Origin of the sequence: Sphingobacterium spiritivorum (assembly GCF_016725325.1) — a bacterium.
Classification (GTDB): domain Bacteria; phylum Bacteroidota; class Bacteroidia; order Sphingobacteriales; family Sphingobacteriaceae; genus Sphingobacterium.
In genome coordinates, this window is the sequence record NZ_CP068083.1 from 2,615,595 (window position 1) to 2,633,949 (window position 18,355).

Genomic DNA, 18,355 nt, shown 5'->3' on the forward strand with positions numbered 1-18,355 from the left:
TTTTAAGGCTTTTTGTGCGGATAGCTATGTACGTATTAGGGCACTAGAATTTGGAAATATGGGGTAATCAGGTTTAATATGGTTGGCGTTTGTTCGAATGAATATGTTTACCAGCATAAAGGTTTTTCTATACAGTACTGATATGGAGCCTTATCGGCTAATAATTGTTGTATTCTTAAGATCCGGTATGATCCCCCCCGGATCATATCGGATATCCAATTTTAAAGGAGAGAAGAACAATTTTTCTGAATACATATGCCATTTGTTTACAATACCTCCTGAGCCTTTAAGTCTGATAGTACGGATTCTATCTGAGAAAATGGTGCGTCTTTAAGAAGCACTTTCTTGTCTTTATCGATAAGGTATAATGAAGGTAGCGCGCGCAGGTCATACCGTTGCTGATTAGATATCTTATCGTTATATCCATTGATCCAGTCTGAAGGGAGTGATCTGATGTAAGATGACCAGTTTTTTTGGGATGGTTCGGTACAGATGGCCAGAATAGCGAGTCCTTGACGGACCGTTTTAAATTCGTTTAATATACGGCTCTGTATCATTTTTTTTGTTGTTTCCTCACAGAAGGGACAGGTGGGGTTATAAAAATATAAGAGTGTATAGTTGCTTTTTGTAGTAAACAGAGACGCTTCTCTTGATTTGCGTGTGATGTATGTGAAATCTTCTGCAGTTTGGTTTACATTGTTCCTTGAAATTATATGGAGCTGGTATCTGGTACGCACCAGAAATATATCCTCAATCCCTGGAAATGTAAGTTTATATTCCAAAAAGGTAGCATACAGTTTGTCATTCCGAAGAGGAGACAGCGGATTGTAGAGGTAGTTCTCTATCAGATCCCCCACTTGTATAACTAAGGTGGATGAAGTTACTTTTCTATTCAGAAATCCCCTCATTGTTTCGTTAGCCATTGCCGGTGGGAACGTTTGGAGAAGTAGCAGATAGTCTTCCAAAGACTCTTTAAAGCCTTCTAGTCCGATGTCAGAAAGACTATCCGGTAAAGGTATATCATCCCAATAATGTTTAGCAAGATAATACTTATGTTCCTGTCCGTGAATAGAAGCACTAAGACTATCGGAATCTTTTTCTTCCTGTTCATGAATCGCCTGATTCGGAGATTGACAGGAAATGATAAACCCTGCATACAGGAGTGAAAAAAGCAATTTTTTCATATTCACTTTGAGCAATTATGGATTAATTTGGGTATCTGTTGCCCACTTTAGTTTTGCATATTCGGTATTGAGATACAGAAAACGGGCCTGTGGTATGTAACTTGTAAGGCCGCTATGTGTCCGGATAATAAAACCATTTTGTGCTAATAAAAACTGTGGAGTTGACGATTTAAAAACGATGATCTTGTCCAGAAGAGACTGAAGTTTTTCATGGCTTTCCACCGGAGCTAATCTTTTATAATAATCTGCGAAATCAAAAAACAGTTTGTAGTTTGTGTATCTGTCAAAATGTTGTATAAGGCTTAGGTCATTTAATGGTAAAGACCCGGAGACATTTGTGCGTACCCATCCTGCCAGTTGCGGCAATGGTCTGACATCTATCAGCGATATAGTAGCTGACCGATAGTCGCCACGGAGGCCGTTGTAATAAGCAAATACCCGTTGAGAAAAACCTTTTAAGTCCGCTTCTTCTTTATAAAGGTAGGGAAGGAGCTGTGCATATATAGGCGTAAATCCCGGAGAAAGTATTTCTGCAGACGAGGCTACGACGTATCGCGTCTTGTCTTTAAGTTCGTACAGTACCTCTATCCCTGTCATAAAACAGGATTCAAAGATTATAAAGTCAAAGCTGTTATCGGGCAAAGCTGTGGCAAAATCTCGCAATTCCAGATCATTTTTGTCATCCTGCAATAGTGTTCTCGGCTTGAGTAGTGTACTTTGAGGCAGCCAGCCTGAAGCATGTGAAAACATGATCAGTCCATAGCTTTTGGAAGGGGCTGTCTTCCTGACATCAGCTAATACTTTGACAAATATATTCGCGTCTGCCGTATTTTGTTTTTCATAGATCTTCCACACTTTTTCGACCACCTTGCCAGAGGAATTTGTAGTAATCTCTAATAAACGGGGGGTGGCATCCTGTACTGCCTGATAGATAAGTAATCTCCCCATATCGGCATTATATCCCTGTTTTAATGCTTCGATTTTATCGTATGTTTCATACTGCAGGTTATTGTTCCCTCCCATATACACGAGAACAGTACGGGAGATAGCAGCATTTTCCGGAATATCCGGGGAGTCTTTGCGACAACCTGAGAACATCAAAAGGTAACAAAGGCAAAATAGAATGTACAAAGTTTTCATGTTTTTTTTGCTTACATGGGTTTAGGAGACATCACTAGCATTTTTATTTTAGACCATATGGCGATAGCTTCGTTGTATTATCCTGTTATGGAGATCTGAATATGGCTTTCTTTTTATGATGATAGTAAACCGTTTTTTATAATTTAAAAGAGCCGGTTTATTTATGCAGTCTTGCTTTTACAGCTATTTATATTCAGGCGACAGTAACCTGTGTCTGCGCTATAATCAATTCTTTTTCTTTAACATACTGTCTTGGTGATATACCATAGTATCTTTTGAATATTTTTGAAAAATGGCCTAAATTGGTATATCCGACATCCATACCCGCTATTGATATACTTACTCCTTCAAGAATCATTTGAGCTGCTTTTTCCATACGGGCGTCCAGATAGAACTGTGAATAGTTCTTGCCGAAGATGCGGGTAAAGGATTGTATAAATTTTGTCTTGCTCATGTTATGTTCGCCGGCTAAGATCTCGAGAGGTGGCCAGGGTTTGTGCAGCTGACGAATCAATCTTTCTTTGAGTTTAGTAAAGGGCTCACTTCCTAATGATAGTTCTTTATTTAGAGCCTGTTCACGGATATAAATTTTTCTGAAGAAATGAGCAAGGAGGCTTAGTGTTGCGCCGTGTATCTGAAACTTGAAAGAAGAAGGAGTTGGTAGTGACATATGGAGTATTTCGTATGCCGTATTGAAATCCACCAAGTCCATATTCAATAAGCCATGAACAGGAACGTTATCCTGAAACTGTTGCAAAACATGAGAATCGCATGTCTCACTGTCTGCATTATGGGTAATCCAACGCCTGTCAGCAATGAGAATAAGGAATTTGATATGATCACCCTTATGTATATCTGTCTGTAGTCCGGTTCCGGAAGAAGAATAAAGTACAGCTTCTGAAAAGGGCAGTATATAATCTGTTTTATTTTTATTGGCGCTGATTGTACATTCCTGACTTTCACTCAGGTTGAGGTGTATAATGAACTCCTCGTTTTTGGGATCAGGGCTTCTGTTTATTTTCAGATTGATATGAAAGATACAGTTTACTCTTAATAGGCTGAGTCCGTCTCCAAAAGTGATCACTTCAAACATTCCCTCACCTATAGCAGGATGTAATATTAAATTGTTATCCCTCACTTCATTTACATGTCCGGTCATTTCGCTGAGTATATCTGAGAAATTCCTGAGCCAGCGATCATCTGTTGTTAGATAGTAATCTAATTTAAATGTCATGATAATTGTTTATTTGCCTGAATACAAAGTTACATTGTCAGTGCCTTGCAATAGGCTAGAATAAGCTAATTAACTGTTGGAATAAGACTAATTATGAAGGTTTTATATAGATATATCCAGCTCAGAGGGTCGTAAATATTATGCTAGTGACTGATTGTTTGTCTGTATCTGCTGGGTTCAATATGAAATATCTGTTTAAATGTTTTTGCAAAATGGCTGAGATTTGAGAACCCTACCTTTTGACCAACCTCTGAAATGGGTTCGCCGGTTTGTAAAAATTCAGCAGCTTTTTGCATGCGGATTTCCATCATCATTGTATGGTAACTTTTGCCATATATATTTTTGAAAAGTGTTATAAATTTAGTGCGGCTCATCAAACATTTATGTGCTATAAGGTTTATTGTTGGCCAGCTGCTGTTTAGGTTTTTTTCCAGCTTTCCGATTACACACATAATTCTGGATACATCTGAAAAGTCAGCATACTGAGAAGGTGTATCCTCCTGCAGGTGTCTTGTAATAAAATGTGAGAGCAACTGGAGTACTTTTCCTTTTGTCTGAAGTCGTGTATCAGTCTGGTTGTCTTTTTCCTGCAGCAAAGCAAAAGCCAGAGACATTTCTTCCATAGTAAGGTTGAGCATACCCTGCATCGCTTTATTTTTAAGAAAATCCTGTATCAGATCCTGACCTATATCCGTGCTGTAGTTTAGCTGTTTGTTTATCAGCCAGGATCGGTGTATGATAATGGTAACCCACTTAGACCATTTCCCTTCAGGAAGTTCCAGTTCTGCTGATTTTCCGCTGCTGGAATAAAACACTGCTTCCTCCCAGTCAACGCCGACATCGGTTTGCTGTCCGTTGTCTTTTTTTATAATGAATGAAGATTCACTAAGGTTAAAATGAATAAACAGATGTGTATTTGAATGTATACTATTTCGTATAAACTTAACCGGATTTTTGAATCTGACATTTGCTTTGAACAGACCCAGACCTGTACTGAGTTGGGACATAGATATTGTGCCTTCTCCTATAGAAGAGGGTAAATGAATACTGTTGTTCTTTGGTAGAATCGTATCCTTATATACCTTTGACATTGCCTGAGCGAAATCATGTAGACAATCTTTTTCACTGTTCAGATATACATTAACCTCAGATACAATCTTATCATCTTGTTTTCCGGTGTCAAGTCCCAGATACTGAGCAATTATGATCTCGTCTTTTTCAGGATGGCTCTTTATGGACAAAGAAGTACTCTCTCCCATACATTTTACTTTTAACTGCTGGGCTTTACTGTCTTGTACAATTATGAAAAAACCTGCACTTTCTATTTTAGCACCGTTATGAACCATATCCGAGTGCATAAATTCAAGAGGAAACAGAACCGGACTTCCTTCAATAATAATATATTTTTTTATTTTCATACGCTTTCACACATTAATATCTTATTGATTAGTACAAAGTTATGTCGGATTATTAGGTAAAGAGGATAGTATAAGGTATTAAAATACTATATTAAGGTAGAAATAATTGGATTCGTAATTCTTGCTCAGAATCTCAAAAATAGGAGAGTAATTTTAGCACTTTTCCTTTTGTCTGCAGCCGCATATATGTCTGTTCGTCCTTTTCCTGCAGCAGCTCAAAAGCAAGTACCATAATTTCCATAGGCAGACTGATAATGCCTTGCATAGTTCTGTTTTTCAGAAAATCATGAATAAGCCCACTTCCAATATCAACTTTATAATTTAACTGTTTGTTTATCAGCCAGGAACGGTGTATGATAATGGTTATCCACTTAGCCCAATTGCCTGCCGGGACTTCCAGTTCTACTGATTTTCCACTGCTTGAATAAAACATTTCTTCTATCCAATTGTCTCCAACATTCAATTGTTTCCCATTGTCCTGTTTTATAAAAAACGGGATTTCACTCATATTGAAATGCATATATAAATGTGCATTTGAAGGAACGACACTGCGTAAGAAGTTTACCCGGTTATTAAACTTTACTTCAGCCTTGAAAAGAGCAAGACCAACACTAAGCTCCGACAGAGACATATATCCTTTACCCACAGACGGAGGGAGGGTGATACGGTTATTGCGGGCATGAATCAGCTCTTTGTATACCCTTGACATAGCTAATGCAAAAGCAGAGAGGCATTCTTTGTCACTGTTGAGATGGGCTTTAATAGCAGGTATGACTTTCGTGGCAGGTTGTTCCGGATTCAGTCCCAGATAATTTGCTATGAGTATCTCGTCCGTTGACGGATGGCTTTTGACGGAAAGCGAAGTACTCTCTCCCATACATTTTACCTTTATATTTTGATCTTTATCGTCTCTTATAAGAATGAATGTTCCTGCGCTATCTATTGTTGTTCCCTTATCAACCATATCTGCATGCAAAAATTCAACAGGAAAAAGAACAGGCTGTCCCTCTATGATGATGTATTTTTTGATTTTCATAATTTCCTTTACGTTAATATCTTATTGAAGGTGTAAAAATAGGATAGATAACAGTGAAGGAAGGATAAAATAGGATATTAAAGTACTATATTAAGATGAAATTAAACCTATTCTGTTGATTTTACAAAATTTTCACCAGGCTGAAGATTGAATTTTTTTCTATAGGCGGCCGCAAAATATCCGGACTGATTGTATCCCAGTTCCAGTGCCACTTCTCTGATCGATCCAAAAGTTCCACCGTTAAGAAGATCCTTTGCCAATAGTAATTTTTCACTGAGAAAGAATTGCTGAGGTGTATCTTTCATAATCTTTTTAAACAGTGTTTTATATTTGGAAGCTGACATGCCTGCTATTTCGGCCAGTTTCTGTATACCGGGGAAATCCATCTGTAAATCCTTTGTCAGATAGGCTATACTTTTATCCATGTTCTCTAAATCCTGCTGTGGTAATTTATATAGCTTATCATCATACGATCGTATGCGTCTGATCAGGTTGGTAAAGACTTGTAGGGAAATCCCTCTTAAAAGTAATTCAAAAGCCGGATTAGCAAACGAACGGTTTTTTAAATCATTTAATAAGAGCTGTGTAGTGCTCTCCATATGCCTGTAGTAGGACAGGACTTTTTTTGATTCATCGAATATTGCCTCGATTTCCTGTACGGGTTTAGATGCGGCCAACATCGATTGTAATAAGGGTTTGGATATAAAAAGTCTGAGATAAAAGTTTCGTTTACCAACTGCCGGAATAAAAGTACTCTCCACCTTACCATCCGTAAATCCCATCCCGAATTTAGAAGAATAACCAACCCGGTGATCTGTACCATCAATAATATGCTGATTAAAGTTGTCGCTGATATCATAATAAACCACATACATATCTTCTTTGGTAGGTATGCGCGTTACTTTTACAGCTGTAGTATAGACAACATCAACCAATTGTATAGAAAAACCAGGCATGATTTCTAAGAATATAGTTTCACCATAACCATGTTGTTTGGGAAGAGTACTCCGTTTATTATCAATGATATCGGTATCAAATGCATGAGCTAACTGATACAGCCATTCAGGATTCAAACTGTAGGTGTGTTTAATATGTCTCATTACATGTGTGTTAGATAATCCTTTGGAGGTATTCCGTACAGTTTTTTAAACTGATCTGCAAAATAGGATGCATTAGTGAAACTATAATGTGCTGTCACTTCGCCTATGGTATGTTGTCCTGTTTCCAACATTTGTTTTGCATAGGTTAGTTTATTCTGAAGAAAGAATGCATTGGACGACAAGCCTGTTATTTTTCGGAATAGGGTCTTATATTTCGTTTCAGACATCATTGCCCGTGCCGACAATTCCTTTATGCCCGGGAATGGAGATTCAATCCGGGTAATCAGAAAGGATTGCGAATCAATTATTGAAACCAAATCTTCTTTTACTATTTTTTCTAAAAGAATTTCCTGATTCATTGCCTGATCCAGATAGTCACTCAACAGGTTATACACCGTGCTTTTGACAACAATTTCATAAAGAGGATCTTCCTGATTTGTATTTCTTAATTCGTTTATCAGCCACCAGGCTTTGTTACTGGTGCGTCCATATCGTAAAAAAGTGTTTTTTTCAGAATCAAACATAGTGTTTAGGATATCCCTGAACTGAGGAAATTCTGAAAGAATTCGCCTTAATTCTCTTTTATCTATATGAATATCTATACTATATGTTTTACTTCCTTTTTGTACAATATAATCTGCGTCAAGGCTGCTGTCATAAAATGCTACATTATAATCCCATCGGCCAACAGGATTGGCAACATTATCCAGGATATGTACAGCGTCACCTTCAGTAAAGTCAAAGTGAAGAGTTACAAAATTGTTTTTCGAATTTCGCAGGTAGAATATAAGGGATTGGTTAAACACTGCGTCAATTATAAAAGTAGAAATAGATTCGCTGACTTTTGTAAAATAACAGGTGCCTTCCAGTACTTCTGTTGGTATCTTTAGAAATGACCCTTCTACTTCCCCTCCCAGTTTTTGGGCAAGGGGATATATCCAGTAGGGATCTACACCATTCTCATGAATAATTTCCATGTCATCAACTGATTTGGTTTTCAAAGGTAGTATGACTGTTTAAATTAAATAATGTAATATAGAAATAGTGTATTTGTTTTGTTACAGCGCCTATTTTATGGAATGAATCCGATGATTTTGACTTTTTAATGACATTTTCTTTTGTTTTGCTTAATTTTGTAATTCTTTGTAATACAATGTTTTAGAGTTGTTGTTTCCCTTTGTAAGGAGCTTATTTTATTTACTCCAGAATCAACAATATACAGAGCATAAAAATTAGTGCAAAGCTCTAATATTATAGTTAATCATCAATATATTTTGGGTTTTCACCAATTTGGGGATAGTGAGGGAAGAGATTCGCCCGATATTCCTTGGGAAGCAAACCGAAATGCTTTTTAAACTGTTCTGAGAAATAAGAGTGACTGGAGTAATTCATTCTCTTTGCGATTTCAGCTATTGAAGAATTTTCCAGTTCCATTATTTTTCTGCTAAGTTCCAGTTTGTTTTTTATAAAAAAGTTGTTTGGACTGAATCCTGTAATTTTGCGGAACAGATGTTTAAATTTGGATTCGGACATGTAGGCCATGGAGGCCAACATCTTAATACCCGGAAAATTTTTGTCTAATCGCTGAATGATAAGTTCTTGTGTGAGCAGTATTCTTGTGATATCAGCATCTTCCAGATCTGCAAAACTTCTATCCTGATTTGTGATTTCATCAAATATAATTCCTAATAGGGCATACATAGCACCGGTAAGAAAATAATCAAAACTCACAGAAACAGGTGATAAATGCCTGATTTCGTTCAGTACATTCCATGCTCTTGGATTGGCCCTGCCAAATTTCGCTAATGTGTTTTCCAGCTTATATTTTTGAGACGGATCAGCGGTATGAGTTTCGAAAAGTTGATTCAGCGCTTTTTTCTTTACAAAAATTGCCAATACACAATTTTCTGAACCCGCTTCAATGACAAAGTGATTTTTGTCTGCACTGTCCAATAAGACAAATCCATAATTCCATTTATGGTTTTTATTATTATTTAATAGGGTTATTGTGCCAATACCTGAACAGAAGATAAGAAAGAAAAAGTCTGGCTGTGTATTCTCCAATGATTGAATGCTAATAGTTTTGTAATATTTTCCATTAGAAAACCAAACTGAAAAATTGGAATCCACTTCAAGTAAATAATTTATTCCCTGATACATACAGGGAGGTATTTCAACAAAATTACCCTGTATCTTTCCATTTAGCTGTATAGCTAAATCTTCTTTCCAATTCGTCTCTACACTAAATCTGCATTTTACTTTTAACATGGTTAATTTCAATTTTATTTGAATAAAAAAAATCAGGAAGACTTCTTCCGAACAATTACACTACCAGGAAGGATGCCAAATTTGCTTCGGTATACAGCGGAGAAATAGCTGGATTTGCTATAACCTAATTCGTAAGCAATTTCTAATATGGAATTATAATCTCCGCTAAGCAATAGCCGTTTAGCGAGGAATAACTTTTCTGTCAGAAAGAAGTTATTGGGGGTGTCGTTAAAGATCTTTTTAAAAGCTAATTTGTATTTTGATTCTGACATTCCTGCCATCCTGGATAAAGTGCCGACGCCTGGAAATTTTAACCACAGTTGTGTTAATATGTATTCCTGAGTAGCCAAGATTCCTTTGATTTCTACTTCCGACAGTTTGAACGAAGGATAGCTTATCTTGCTGAATCCTTCTATAAGTAAGCCAAACAAGCGTAAAGAAGTGCTCCTGAAAAAAAGTTCGTAAGACGGATCTTTATACGATTTTCTTTTAAGCTGATTAAGTAATAATTTACTGCGACTGTCTATATGCCCGTAAAATAATAAAGTATTGTGTTCAGGGTCAAAATAGATATTCTTATTACTCTTTTGAATATGATCCTTAAAAAGCCTTATTAAAAGTTCTTTGCTAACCAATAAACACAGCGAATACACTCTTTCACCTAAAATAGGTATGTAGGTACTTTCTACAGATGAATCGACTATTCCCATATCAAAAGGAGAATTGAGACCAACCATATGACCGACACCATTTACAATATGAGTACTAATATTTTCACTCAAGTCATAATACACGAACACCAAATCATCTTGCTTTGCTTTCCGGCTAAAGAGTATAGGTTGATGAACAATCATATCTCTCAACATGACGGATAACCCGGACATTAATTCTAAAAAGTAGATCCTTCCTTCAGCAATTTCCTCAGAAAGGTGGATTATTTTATTATCAACTGGTTTGATGCCAATCAGATTGTCAAATTGTTGCAGCCATTGAGGTGTAAGTGTATATGTAAGATCTAACTGTATTTTTTTCATATACGCTATACTGATAGTTGTGTGTGCAGTTTCCTGCACATAATGATTTACATATGCAAATTTCAATTAACTAAAAACAGTAAAAGGAAAGGAAAGGATATTTAAATAACACAATAGGACATTTGCTTATATAGGTCTTATTGTGGTGATTAATTAACTTGTTGTGCCTTTTGGTATTATTTGTGAATATTTTTTACAAATATTTTTATTTCGAAATTATATTTTATTTTAAATTAAATTTATTATGTAGAGTATATTATTTTTTTGTTATTTAAGTGGTTTGTTTAGCTGTGGAATAGTACGGATTGCTGTTTAGTATAACAAAAAATATATGTTACCTTTTGTAAAGTTGATAAGGATTTAACAGGTTTACTTATCAGCGTGATATCTCTGTTGGTGTACTTGACAGCAATTGGGTTTGTTGGTGTCCCCACTAACAATAAAGTAAAAGTCTGTGGTTAGTATTGGATTCCGTAATCAACCTCTCTCCCGATACATCGGGCTCTCCTTGAAAAGGAGAGAGCAGGGTTTTGCCGGAAAGTTCATTTTTATTTATGGCGTTTGTTGGTGTCCCCACCAACAATGAAAGTAAAAGTCTGTGGTTAGTATTGGATTCCGTAATCAACCTCTCTCCCGATACATCAGAATCTCTCCTTGAAAAGGAGAGAGAAGGTTTTTTGTGAAAGGTATAAAAAAACAAAACCCTGACGATGGGCGCCAGGGTTCGTTACTAACCAATTATAAACCTAAATTATGAAAAGACATTTTAATGGTTGTTCTGAAAACAACGGATAATTCTGAATTATCTTCTGCAAAGATACATATTAAACAAGGATTGTTCCAAATAATTTCATCTAAAAGTTGTGTTAACAACTATTTCTTGACATAAATTTGATAGTCTGTCCAGAATGGATAATAAAATGTCCTTATCAATCTCTTTTCGGGGGACGGCATTCTGATTTTTAATTTTTACTTTTGATAGAAAAGATTGAAATATGGTTTTACAGGAATTGGCTAGATTAAAAGCTATTGTTATAGATGTGGATGGTGTATTGACAGATGGTACGGTACAGGTTGATGAACATGGAGAACAACTGCGTACTTTTAACGTAAAGGATGGATATGCTATGCATCTGGCGATGTCAAAAGGATTACAGATTATTGTGATCTCAGGTGGGAAGAATGCGGGTGTGCAAAGACGTCTGGAAGGATTGGGTATACAGGAAATCCATTTAGGTGTAGCAGATAAGCTGACATTGCTTCAGGATATTATGCAGCGGTTCCGCATTGAATTGCCGGATGTGATGTTTATCGGAGATGATATGCCGGATTACAAATGTATGAAAGCTGTAGGAGTAGCTGTCTGTCCTGCAGATGCAGTAGAAGAAATAAAGCAGATCTCTCATTATGTTTCCGGCTTAGGCGGGGGCAAGGGAGTGGTTCGCGAACTGATCGAAAAAACGCTCAAACTACAGGATAAATGGTATGATGATATGAATGTGAAAAGTGTATAATCCATGCTTAATAATTTAAAGAATATACCTGTGATTCTGGGCTCCCAATCCCCCAGAAGAAAGGAATTACTGTCTGGAATGGGGATAGATTTTAAAGTTATTGTCAAAGATACTGATGAATCCTTTGATCCGGAATTATCACCGGAACAGATAGTGCAATCTATTTCGGAGAAGAAAGCTACTGCATTTAGGAATGCTGAATATGAGAATCATTTGCTTATCACTGCTGATACTATTGTGGTCGCTCATCATAAAATCCTCGGTAAACCGCAGGATCGGGATGATGCTTTTCGTATGCTGTCTATGCTTTCTGATTATACACATCAGGTGATGACGGCTGTTTCTATATTGTGGAAAGGAGAACTTCGTACTTTTGTAGAACGTACGGATGTGGTTTTTCCTGAGCTGTCCAAAGATGAAATAGACTATTATATCGAACATTTCAAACCTTATGACAAGGCCGGAGCATACGGTATACAGGAATGGATGGGGCTAGTGGCTATTGATCAGATTAAAGGATCCTATACCAATGTGGTGGGGCTTCCCACTGCAAGGTTGTATCAGGAATTAAAGAATATCAAATAAAAAAAAGGAGCCTAGCTCCTTTTTTTTATTTGATAAAGTATCGTATTCCTGTGTAAAACAATCTTCCGGAAAGTGGCCCCCATAGCATATTGGTGTCAAAATAATTCCCGAAGGGATCGTCATAGGCCAGAATGGGATTTTTCTGAAAATAGTTGGTGAAATTTTCTGCTCCTACATAGATGTCAAAGTTTTTGGATGCTCCAAATGTTTTGCTTATCTGTGCATTCATAGTCGCATAAGCAGGTGAATATTCTTCCAGCTGATATGGAGCCGGGTTGGTTGCGGTAGAAGGCAGTCTTTTCTGACCAACAATATTTAAGGTGTAATCAAAATTCCATCCGCTTTCCAGTGTATATGCGAGATTCATAAAGCCTCTGTGTTTGGCTAATAAAGGCTTGCTTAACCGCTGATCTCCGTAGTCTGTCTGAACATCCAGCAGACGGTAAGCCATGCGTGTTTCGAATCTTGGTGCAGGCATAAACCTGAGTTCAGCTTGCAAGCTGTTGGAGTATGATTTACCCGTAAGATTGTAAAAGGCAATTTCTCTTGGGTTTTCATAATCTACGACTACCTGATTCTGGAAGTGATTGGAAAATAGTTCCATCGATGCTGTAGCTTCTCTTCCAAACATACGGAACGTCTGGTCTATACTTAATCCCGTATTCCAGGATACTTCAGGACGGAGGCCGTACGCTTTATCAAAACGATTTTCGGACCGGATCACCAATGCCCGGCTACTTGCGAATACGGACATATTCTCTGCAAATATATTCGCAGTACGTTGTCCTCTTCCGGAGCTTAACCGTAATGTCGTACCTGTGACGGGCTGATATCGAAGTTGTGCACGTGGTGTTCCAAACCATCCATACAGCGAGTTGTAATCAGCTCTCATTGCCAGTATGGCATCAAATTTCTCATTCGGACTATACGTGTATTCCCCAAAAGCTCCTGATACAACTTCTTTGCGCAGATAGCGGTCTGTGCCTGCAAGTGTCTCGTCCACATTGTCATACGTCAGTGTAAGTCCTGTCCGGTATTTATGGGCTACTGTGCCTATAATGTCCTGATAAATCAGGTTTGCATACCCGTTTTTTTGTTCTGCATTATAGGTGCGTGTTCCGAAATAATTTTTTTGATCGTAGTATGTTCCGGATAGCTGCAAACCTATACTCCGGTGAGAATTGCCTTCAAATACATAACCGATCTTTGCAAAACCTTCGTATCGGTTAATGTCAAATCCCAGTCCATACCTGTTTGTGCTAAGCTTATCTGTTTTTTCATCAAAATCAATTTGTCCTCCGGTACGGTCATCCTTTAAATATTTGACTCCGAACTGTGCAATAAGCCCTTTTCCATTCTGATAGGTCCATCTGTTGACTCCTGAAAACACATTACCGGCAGGCAGGTCACGAAAGCCGTTATTGCTGAAATTCATCCCTTTATTGTACATAAAATTATCATGTAACAACAAACCTACGGACCAGTTGTCGCTGATTTTTTGAGAAAGGTTAAGGTTCAGATCTGTACGTCCCATATTGTTTGCGTAGGCGTTGAAGTAAAGCTTTTCTGAATTTTGAGGTTTCTTCAGTTCTACATTGATCTGTCCGGCCATACTCTCATAGCCATTTACTACAGATCCTATTCCCTTACTGATCTGTATAGATTCAATCCAGGGACCTGCGATACTATTCAATCCGAGTGGAGTCGCTAATCCGCGGGGACCAGGTAGGCTCTCTACGGTGAGTTGTGTGTAAATACCACTCAAGCCCAGCATTTGAATTTGCTTACTTCCGGTGACAGCGTCATTGCTGATTACATCTACAGTAGCGTTGGTTTCAAAGCTCTCACTCAGATCACAACAGGCCGCCTTAAATAATTCTCTGGAAGTCAGTACTTCCACACGTGCGGGATTCATGTTGGATACATAACTTGTCTTACGGGAACGGGATACAACGACCTCAGCAAGCACATTCTCTTTTGCATGTATTACGAGAACTTTATTCAGATCAGTTACTGTTATTGTATCAGATTTCATTCCGGCAAATGAAATGATAAGCTTTGCTAAACCCTTTTCATGTCTGATCTTAAAAACTCCGTTTTCATTGGTTAATGTCTGACTGTCTTTTTTCTCCAGCCATCTCACATTTACCGAGGGGATAGGGGTCAGCGATCCGTTTTTGCTTTCCTCTACCACTACTCCCATTACTTCATCTTTGCTTTTCCCTGCTACAGATACATTTTCCGATCCGTTTTCTTGCAAACGGTCGTGTTTACAGCATTCATGGAGACTCTGGTAGGCTTCATCGTTTGCTCTCATACCTTCTGTATCGTGTCCGACTTCTGCTATATTTTTCTTGATCTGTCCCAGTTTAATCTTGGAAGAATCGTAGGTGGCGGTCAGTAGGCCTGTGTTGATATCCCAGACAGCAGACTTAACACCTGCTATATGAGCTGCAGCTTCTATTCTTTTTTTACACATGGCGCAGTTTCCGGCTACTGCAAACGTAATTGTACTGTCGCGGCCAACTGCAGAACCTGTATTAGCTAGGGATACCGGATCTGTAGGCTCTGCTGCGAGACGTTCATATTTACAACATTCATGAAGACTGTCATATACTTTATCATCTGCTTTTACTTCTTCCGTATCATGTCCTGCAGCTGCGATATTCTGCTTGATCTGCAACAATTTTATTTTGGAACTGTCATATTGAAGAGAGACTATTCCGGTGCTTTCATCCCACGTTGCTTGTTCAACACCTTTTGTAAGGGCTGCCTTTTCGATTCTTTTCTTACACATTCCACAGTTACCGCTTACTTTAAAGGTAGCTGTACTGTCTTGTTTGTGATTTGACATTTCCTCGGGTTCGGTAATGGGGGGCGGAGCCGCTTGTGTACGTTCATACTTACAGCATTGGTGAAGATTATCGTAAGCCTTTTGTTCTGCTTTTATGCCTTCTGTGTCATGACCAACCTCCGCAATGTGTTGCTTAATACTGTTTAATCTGACCTTCGAAGGGTTATATGTTACCGTAATTGACTCCTTGGTTTTATTCCAGGATGCCTGATGCACTCCCGCAGTAATAGCAGCTTTTTCAATTCTTTTTTTACACATTCCACAGTTTCCTTTTACCTGAAAAGTAACAGTGGTATCCTGCCTGCCTGTCTGTGCAAATACAGGCAACGTTACCATTGCACACAGCAACAGTAGTATATTGAATACTTTCATTTTTTAATCATTAATTGTACAAATAAAATACAGGAGTTCTTCTTTATGTCAGAAGCCTGTTTAATATGGGGATACAATTAATGCTAAATCCGGAAATTACAATGGAGGAGATAACTGTCCTGCTGTCGGACAAGTGCTGTGGTATCGGTTTGAGCAATTTGATGCTCAATTCCCAATTCTTCAAAAATATTGAAATTATAAACCCAGAATAACGTAATTATTGATGGTGTAAATAAATTAAAATTCTTGATCTGATTATTATTGGAGTAATAGTTGTCTGAGGCTTTTTCCAGATCAACGACGACATCTTTGCAGACATGCTTCTTTTCAGGCTTGGAATCTGTATGACAGGATCCGCTCTTTTTGGTTGATTCGGAAGATGACTTCTTGGTACAAAGAGGACAATTTTTGTGTGATGATTTGTCTGAAACGGAAATAATATGTTCCTGATCATTACCGCAGATATGGAAATAAAAGGATGCTCCACTCGTGGTAAGCGAGTAAATCAATACTAATACGGTGGCAATCCATTTTCGCATAAGTTACAAATATAGTAAAAAAATCAGAACTCTGACTCAAAACCAAAGATGTGACAAAAAAGTTATCCCAGTACAGACTTATCCCAATTCTTTCCTAAATTGAAATATAATTTTGTAGTATTAAATAATTAATATAAAAATGCAGACTATGAAAAAGATCATTTTAACACTGGCAGTAGTATGTGGTATGCAATTTGCATTTGCACAGGATATCAAAGAAACTCAGGTACCGGCAGTAATCCTGAATACATATAAGCAGCATTTTAAAAGTGCTAAATTCAGTGATTGGGAAATTAAATCAAATGGTATGTATGAAGTCGAATTCAAGACGAGTCTGACAGGTAAAGATCATACAGCATTGTTCACTCCTGAGGGAAAACTTTATCAGCATAAGGAGGAGCTGGCTGCTAAAAATCTTCCGGCAGCAGTGTCCGCTTCCATTAAGAAGGACTTTAAAGGATATCGCATAGATGATGTAGATCGTATAGATCAGCAAGGTAAAGTAACCTATAAGGTGAGTCTGAAAAGCAATGCTCAGGATTATGATGTGGTATTCGGAGCAAATGGTTCCGTAATCAGTAAAAAATTGGATTAATCAGTTTACAGATATATAAAACAAGAATATGAGAAAATTAATAATTGCACCTCTGATGATATTATTGACGGTCTTTGTGGCTTGTGATAAGGATGAAGTAATGGATCCTACTAAATTGCCTTCCAAAGTACAGGATTATATTGCGGTACATTTTTCTGATGCCCATATCAGTAGGGTAGAACAGGATAAGGGGGATAGTAATTCGTATTACGAAGTCTATTTATCAACTGGTTATGAACTGGATTTTAACAAAGCCGGAGATATTTATGGAATTGATGGTAATACAAAAAGACTTCCGGATTCCGTTATTCCTGAAAAGTTATCCACATATGTTTCTGTAAATTATAATAATTTTTTTGTTGTAAAATGGGAATTAGATCGAATGGAGCAGGAAATAAAGCTTAATAACGGAATAGAACTGGTGTTCGATCTTAACGGAGAGTTTAAAAATGTGGATAAATAGCGTCGGCTGATTTTTGTGATTTTTTTGTGTCTTGTTTATATTGGTTATAACATTGAATATAAACCAAAATACAAACCTAAAATTGAACTGTAATGGAACAATTGATCACAAACCCTACTGTCCTGTTTATATGCACCGCGCTTCTATTAAGCTCAGCAGTTGCTTTATATAAGGTATACTCTAAATTAATCAAAAGAGTATAATCAGGTATTAAAAAAGAAAAGCCCGATCCGGGCTTTTCTTTTATGCTTTCAAATCTTTTATAAAACCGGGAATTTTTTCCATGTAGTTTTCCTGAGCCAGTAATTTGACAAAGGCACTTCCTACTATAGCTCCATCGGCAATAGAAGTTGTCCGCACAAATGCTTCTCTGGAAGAAATACCAAATCCGACAATTAGGGGATGTTCCAGTTCCAAAGCTTTGATACGATTGAAGTATGCAGTAGTGTCATCACCTACATTAAGGTTATTGCCTGTCACTGCATTAGAAGATAAAAGATAGATAAAACTGGTTGATAGGTTATCTATTTTACGAATCCGTTCATCAGAGGTCTGTGGTGTTACCAGAAACACATTGCTGATCCCGTATTTTTTAAATATATCCTGATAGAGTTCTTCATACTCATACATCGGAAGATCGGGGATAATGACTCCTGTAATACCGGCCTCCTGACACGATCTGCAGAAATTTTCAACGCCATATTGCAATACCGGATTGACGTAACCCATCAGGAAGACGGGTATAGTGACCCGATCTCTCAATGTACGTAGCTGCTCGAAAAGTTTATGCAGTGTCATTCCGTTTTTCAATGCTTCCTCAGAGCTGTGCTGGATCACAGGGCCATCTGCCACAGGATCAGAGTAAGGGAAACCTATTTCCAGAAAATCTGCTCCTGATTTTTCCAAAGCTTCTGCTATTTCTACTGTACTTTCCAGCGTAGGATACCCGGCTGTAAAATAAATAGAAAGTAAAGGTTTGTCTGTTACAGAAGCGAATGTATATTTTTTCTCGTTCATAA

The 18,355-nt window shown here is 37.6% G+C and carries 16 protein-coding genes; 4 read left to right on the plus strand and 12 right to left on the minus strand.

The features are described 5' to 3' along the window. Positions 1–266: 266 nt before the first annotated feature. The 9 genes from I6J02_RS10775 to I6J02_RS10815 form a co-directional block, all read right to left on the minus strand. Positions 267–1,184 (minus strand): DUF5106 domain-containing protein, encoded by a 918-nt coding sequence (locus tag I6J02_RS10775; protein WP_201678016.1) that lies wholly within the window; start codon positions 1,182–1,184, stop codon positions 267–269. Between the two features lie 15 nt (positions 1,185–1,199). Further along, on the minus strand, positions 1,200–2,324 hold the full coding sequence (locus tag I6J02_RS10780) for a clostripain-related cysteine peptidase (RefSeq protein WP_201678017.1): 1,125 nt from the start codon (positions 2,322–2,324) through the stop codon (positions 1,200–1,202). A 193-nt stretch (positions 2,325–2,517) separates the two neighbouring features. Then, positions 2,518–3,558: a helix-turn-helix domain-containing protein gene (locus tag I6J02_RS10785; RefSeq protein ID WP_201678018.1), complete on the minus strand. Its 1,041-nt coding sequence runs from the start codon at positions 3,556–3,558 to the stop codon at positions 2,518–2,520. A gap of 143 nt (positions 3,559–3,701) precedes the next feature. Then, entirely contained in the window at positions 3,702–4,976 is a 1,275-nt protein-coding gene (locus tag I6J02_RS10790) for a helix-turn-helix transcriptional regulator (RefSeq protein ID WP_201678019.1), read from the minus strand. 133 nt (positions 4,977–5,109) lie between these two features. Continuing rightward, a complete protein-coding gene (locus I6J02_RS10795; RefSeq protein ID WP_201678020.1) occupies positions 5,110–6,012 on the minus strand; it encodes a hypothetical protein in 903 nt (300 codons plus the stop codon). A 107-nt stretch (positions 6,013–6,119) separates the two neighbouring features. Continuing rightward, a complete protein-coding gene (locus tag I6J02_RS10800; RefSeq protein ID WP_201678021.1) occupies positions 6,120–7,112 on the minus strand; it encodes a helix-turn-helix transcriptional regulator in 993 nt (330 codons plus the stop codon). Next, the gene (locus tag I6J02_RS10805) at positions 7,112–8,113 is read right to left on the minus strand and encodes a helix-turn-helix transcriptional regulator (protein ID WP_236581799.1); all 1,002 of its coding nucleotides are present in this window, start codon (positions 8,111–8,113) and stop codon (positions 7,112–7,114) included. The genes I6J02_RS10800 and I6J02_RS10805 overlap by 1 nt, the downstream gene beginning before the upstream one ends. A 256-nt stretch (positions 8,114–8,369) precedes the next feature. Further along, positions 8,370–9,380 (minus strand): helix-turn-helix domain-containing protein, encoded by a 1,011-nt coding sequence (locus I6J02_RS10810; RefSeq protein WP_201678022.1) that lies wholly within the window; start codon positions 9,378–9,380, stop codon positions 8,370–8,372. A gap of 32 nt (positions 9,381–9,412) precedes the next feature. Further along, positions 9,413–10,414, minus strand: a complete 1,002-nt coding sequence (locus tag I6J02_RS10815; RefSeq protein ID WP_201678023.1) for a helix-turn-helix transcriptional regulator — start codon at positions 10,412–10,414, stop codon at positions 9,413–9,415. A gap of 995 nt (positions 10,415–11,409) precedes the next feature. Between I6J02_RS10815 and I6J02_RS10820 the strand changes: the two genes are divergently transcribed. After that, positions 11,410–11,928: a KdsC family phosphatase gene (locus I6J02_RS10820; protein ID WP_201678024.1), complete on the plus strand. Its 519-nt coding sequence runs from the start codon at positions 11,410–11,412 to the stop codon at positions 11,926–11,928. 3 nt (positions 11,929–11,931) lie between these two features. Next, positions 11,932–12,513, plus strand: a complete 582-nt coding sequence (locus tag I6J02_RS10825) for a Maf family nucleotide pyrophosphatase (protein WP_201678025.1) — start codon at positions 11,932–11,934, stop codon at positions 12,511–12,513. 25 nt (positions 12,514–12,538) lie between these two features. Here the strand turns inward: I6J02_RS10825 and I6J02_RS10830 are convergent, their stop codons facing one another. Both I6J02_RS10830 and I6J02_RS10835 read right to left on the minus strand, forming a co-directional pair. Next, on the minus strand, positions 12,539–15,739 hold the full coding sequence (locus tag I6J02_RS10830; RefSeq protein ID WP_201678026.1) for a carboxypeptidase-like regulatory domain-containing protein: 3,201 nt from the start codon (positions 15,737–15,739) through the stop codon (positions 12,539–12,541). 83 nt (positions 15,740–15,822) lie between these two features. Next, positions 15,823–16,278: a hypothetical protein gene (locus tag I6J02_RS10835; protein ID WP_201678027.1), complete on the minus strand. Its 456-nt coding sequence runs from the start codon at positions 16,276–16,278 to the stop codon at positions 15,823–15,825. A gap of 148 nt (positions 16,279–16,426) precedes the next feature. Between I6J02_RS10835 and I6J02_RS10840 the strand changes: the two genes are divergently transcribed. Both I6J02_RS10840 and I6J02_RS10845 read left to right on the plus strand, forming a co-directional pair. Next, positions 16,427–16,873 carry a PepSY-like domain-containing protein gene (locus I6J02_RS10840; RefSeq protein ID WP_201678028.1) on the plus strand — a complete coding sequence of 149 codons (447 nt, stop codon included), beginning with the start codon at positions 16,427–16,429 and terminating at the stop codon, positions 16,871–16,873. 28 nt (positions 16,874–16,901) lie between these two features. Continuing rightward, a complete protein-coding gene (locus tag I6J02_RS10845) occupies positions 16,902–17,336 on the plus strand; it encodes a PepSY-like domain-containing protein (protein WP_201678029.1) in 435 nt (144 codons plus the stop codon). 243 nt (positions 17,337–17,579) lie between these two features. Here I6J02_RS10845 and trpA read toward each other — a convergent pair whose 3' ends face one another. Then, complete coding sequence (gene trpA / locus I6J02_RS10850) at positions 17,580–18,353, minus strand: tryptophan synthase subunit alpha (RefSeq protein ID WP_201678030.1); 774 nt, start codon at positions 18,351–18,353, stop codon at positions 17,580–17,582. Positions 18,354–18,355: the final 2 nt, after the last annotated feature.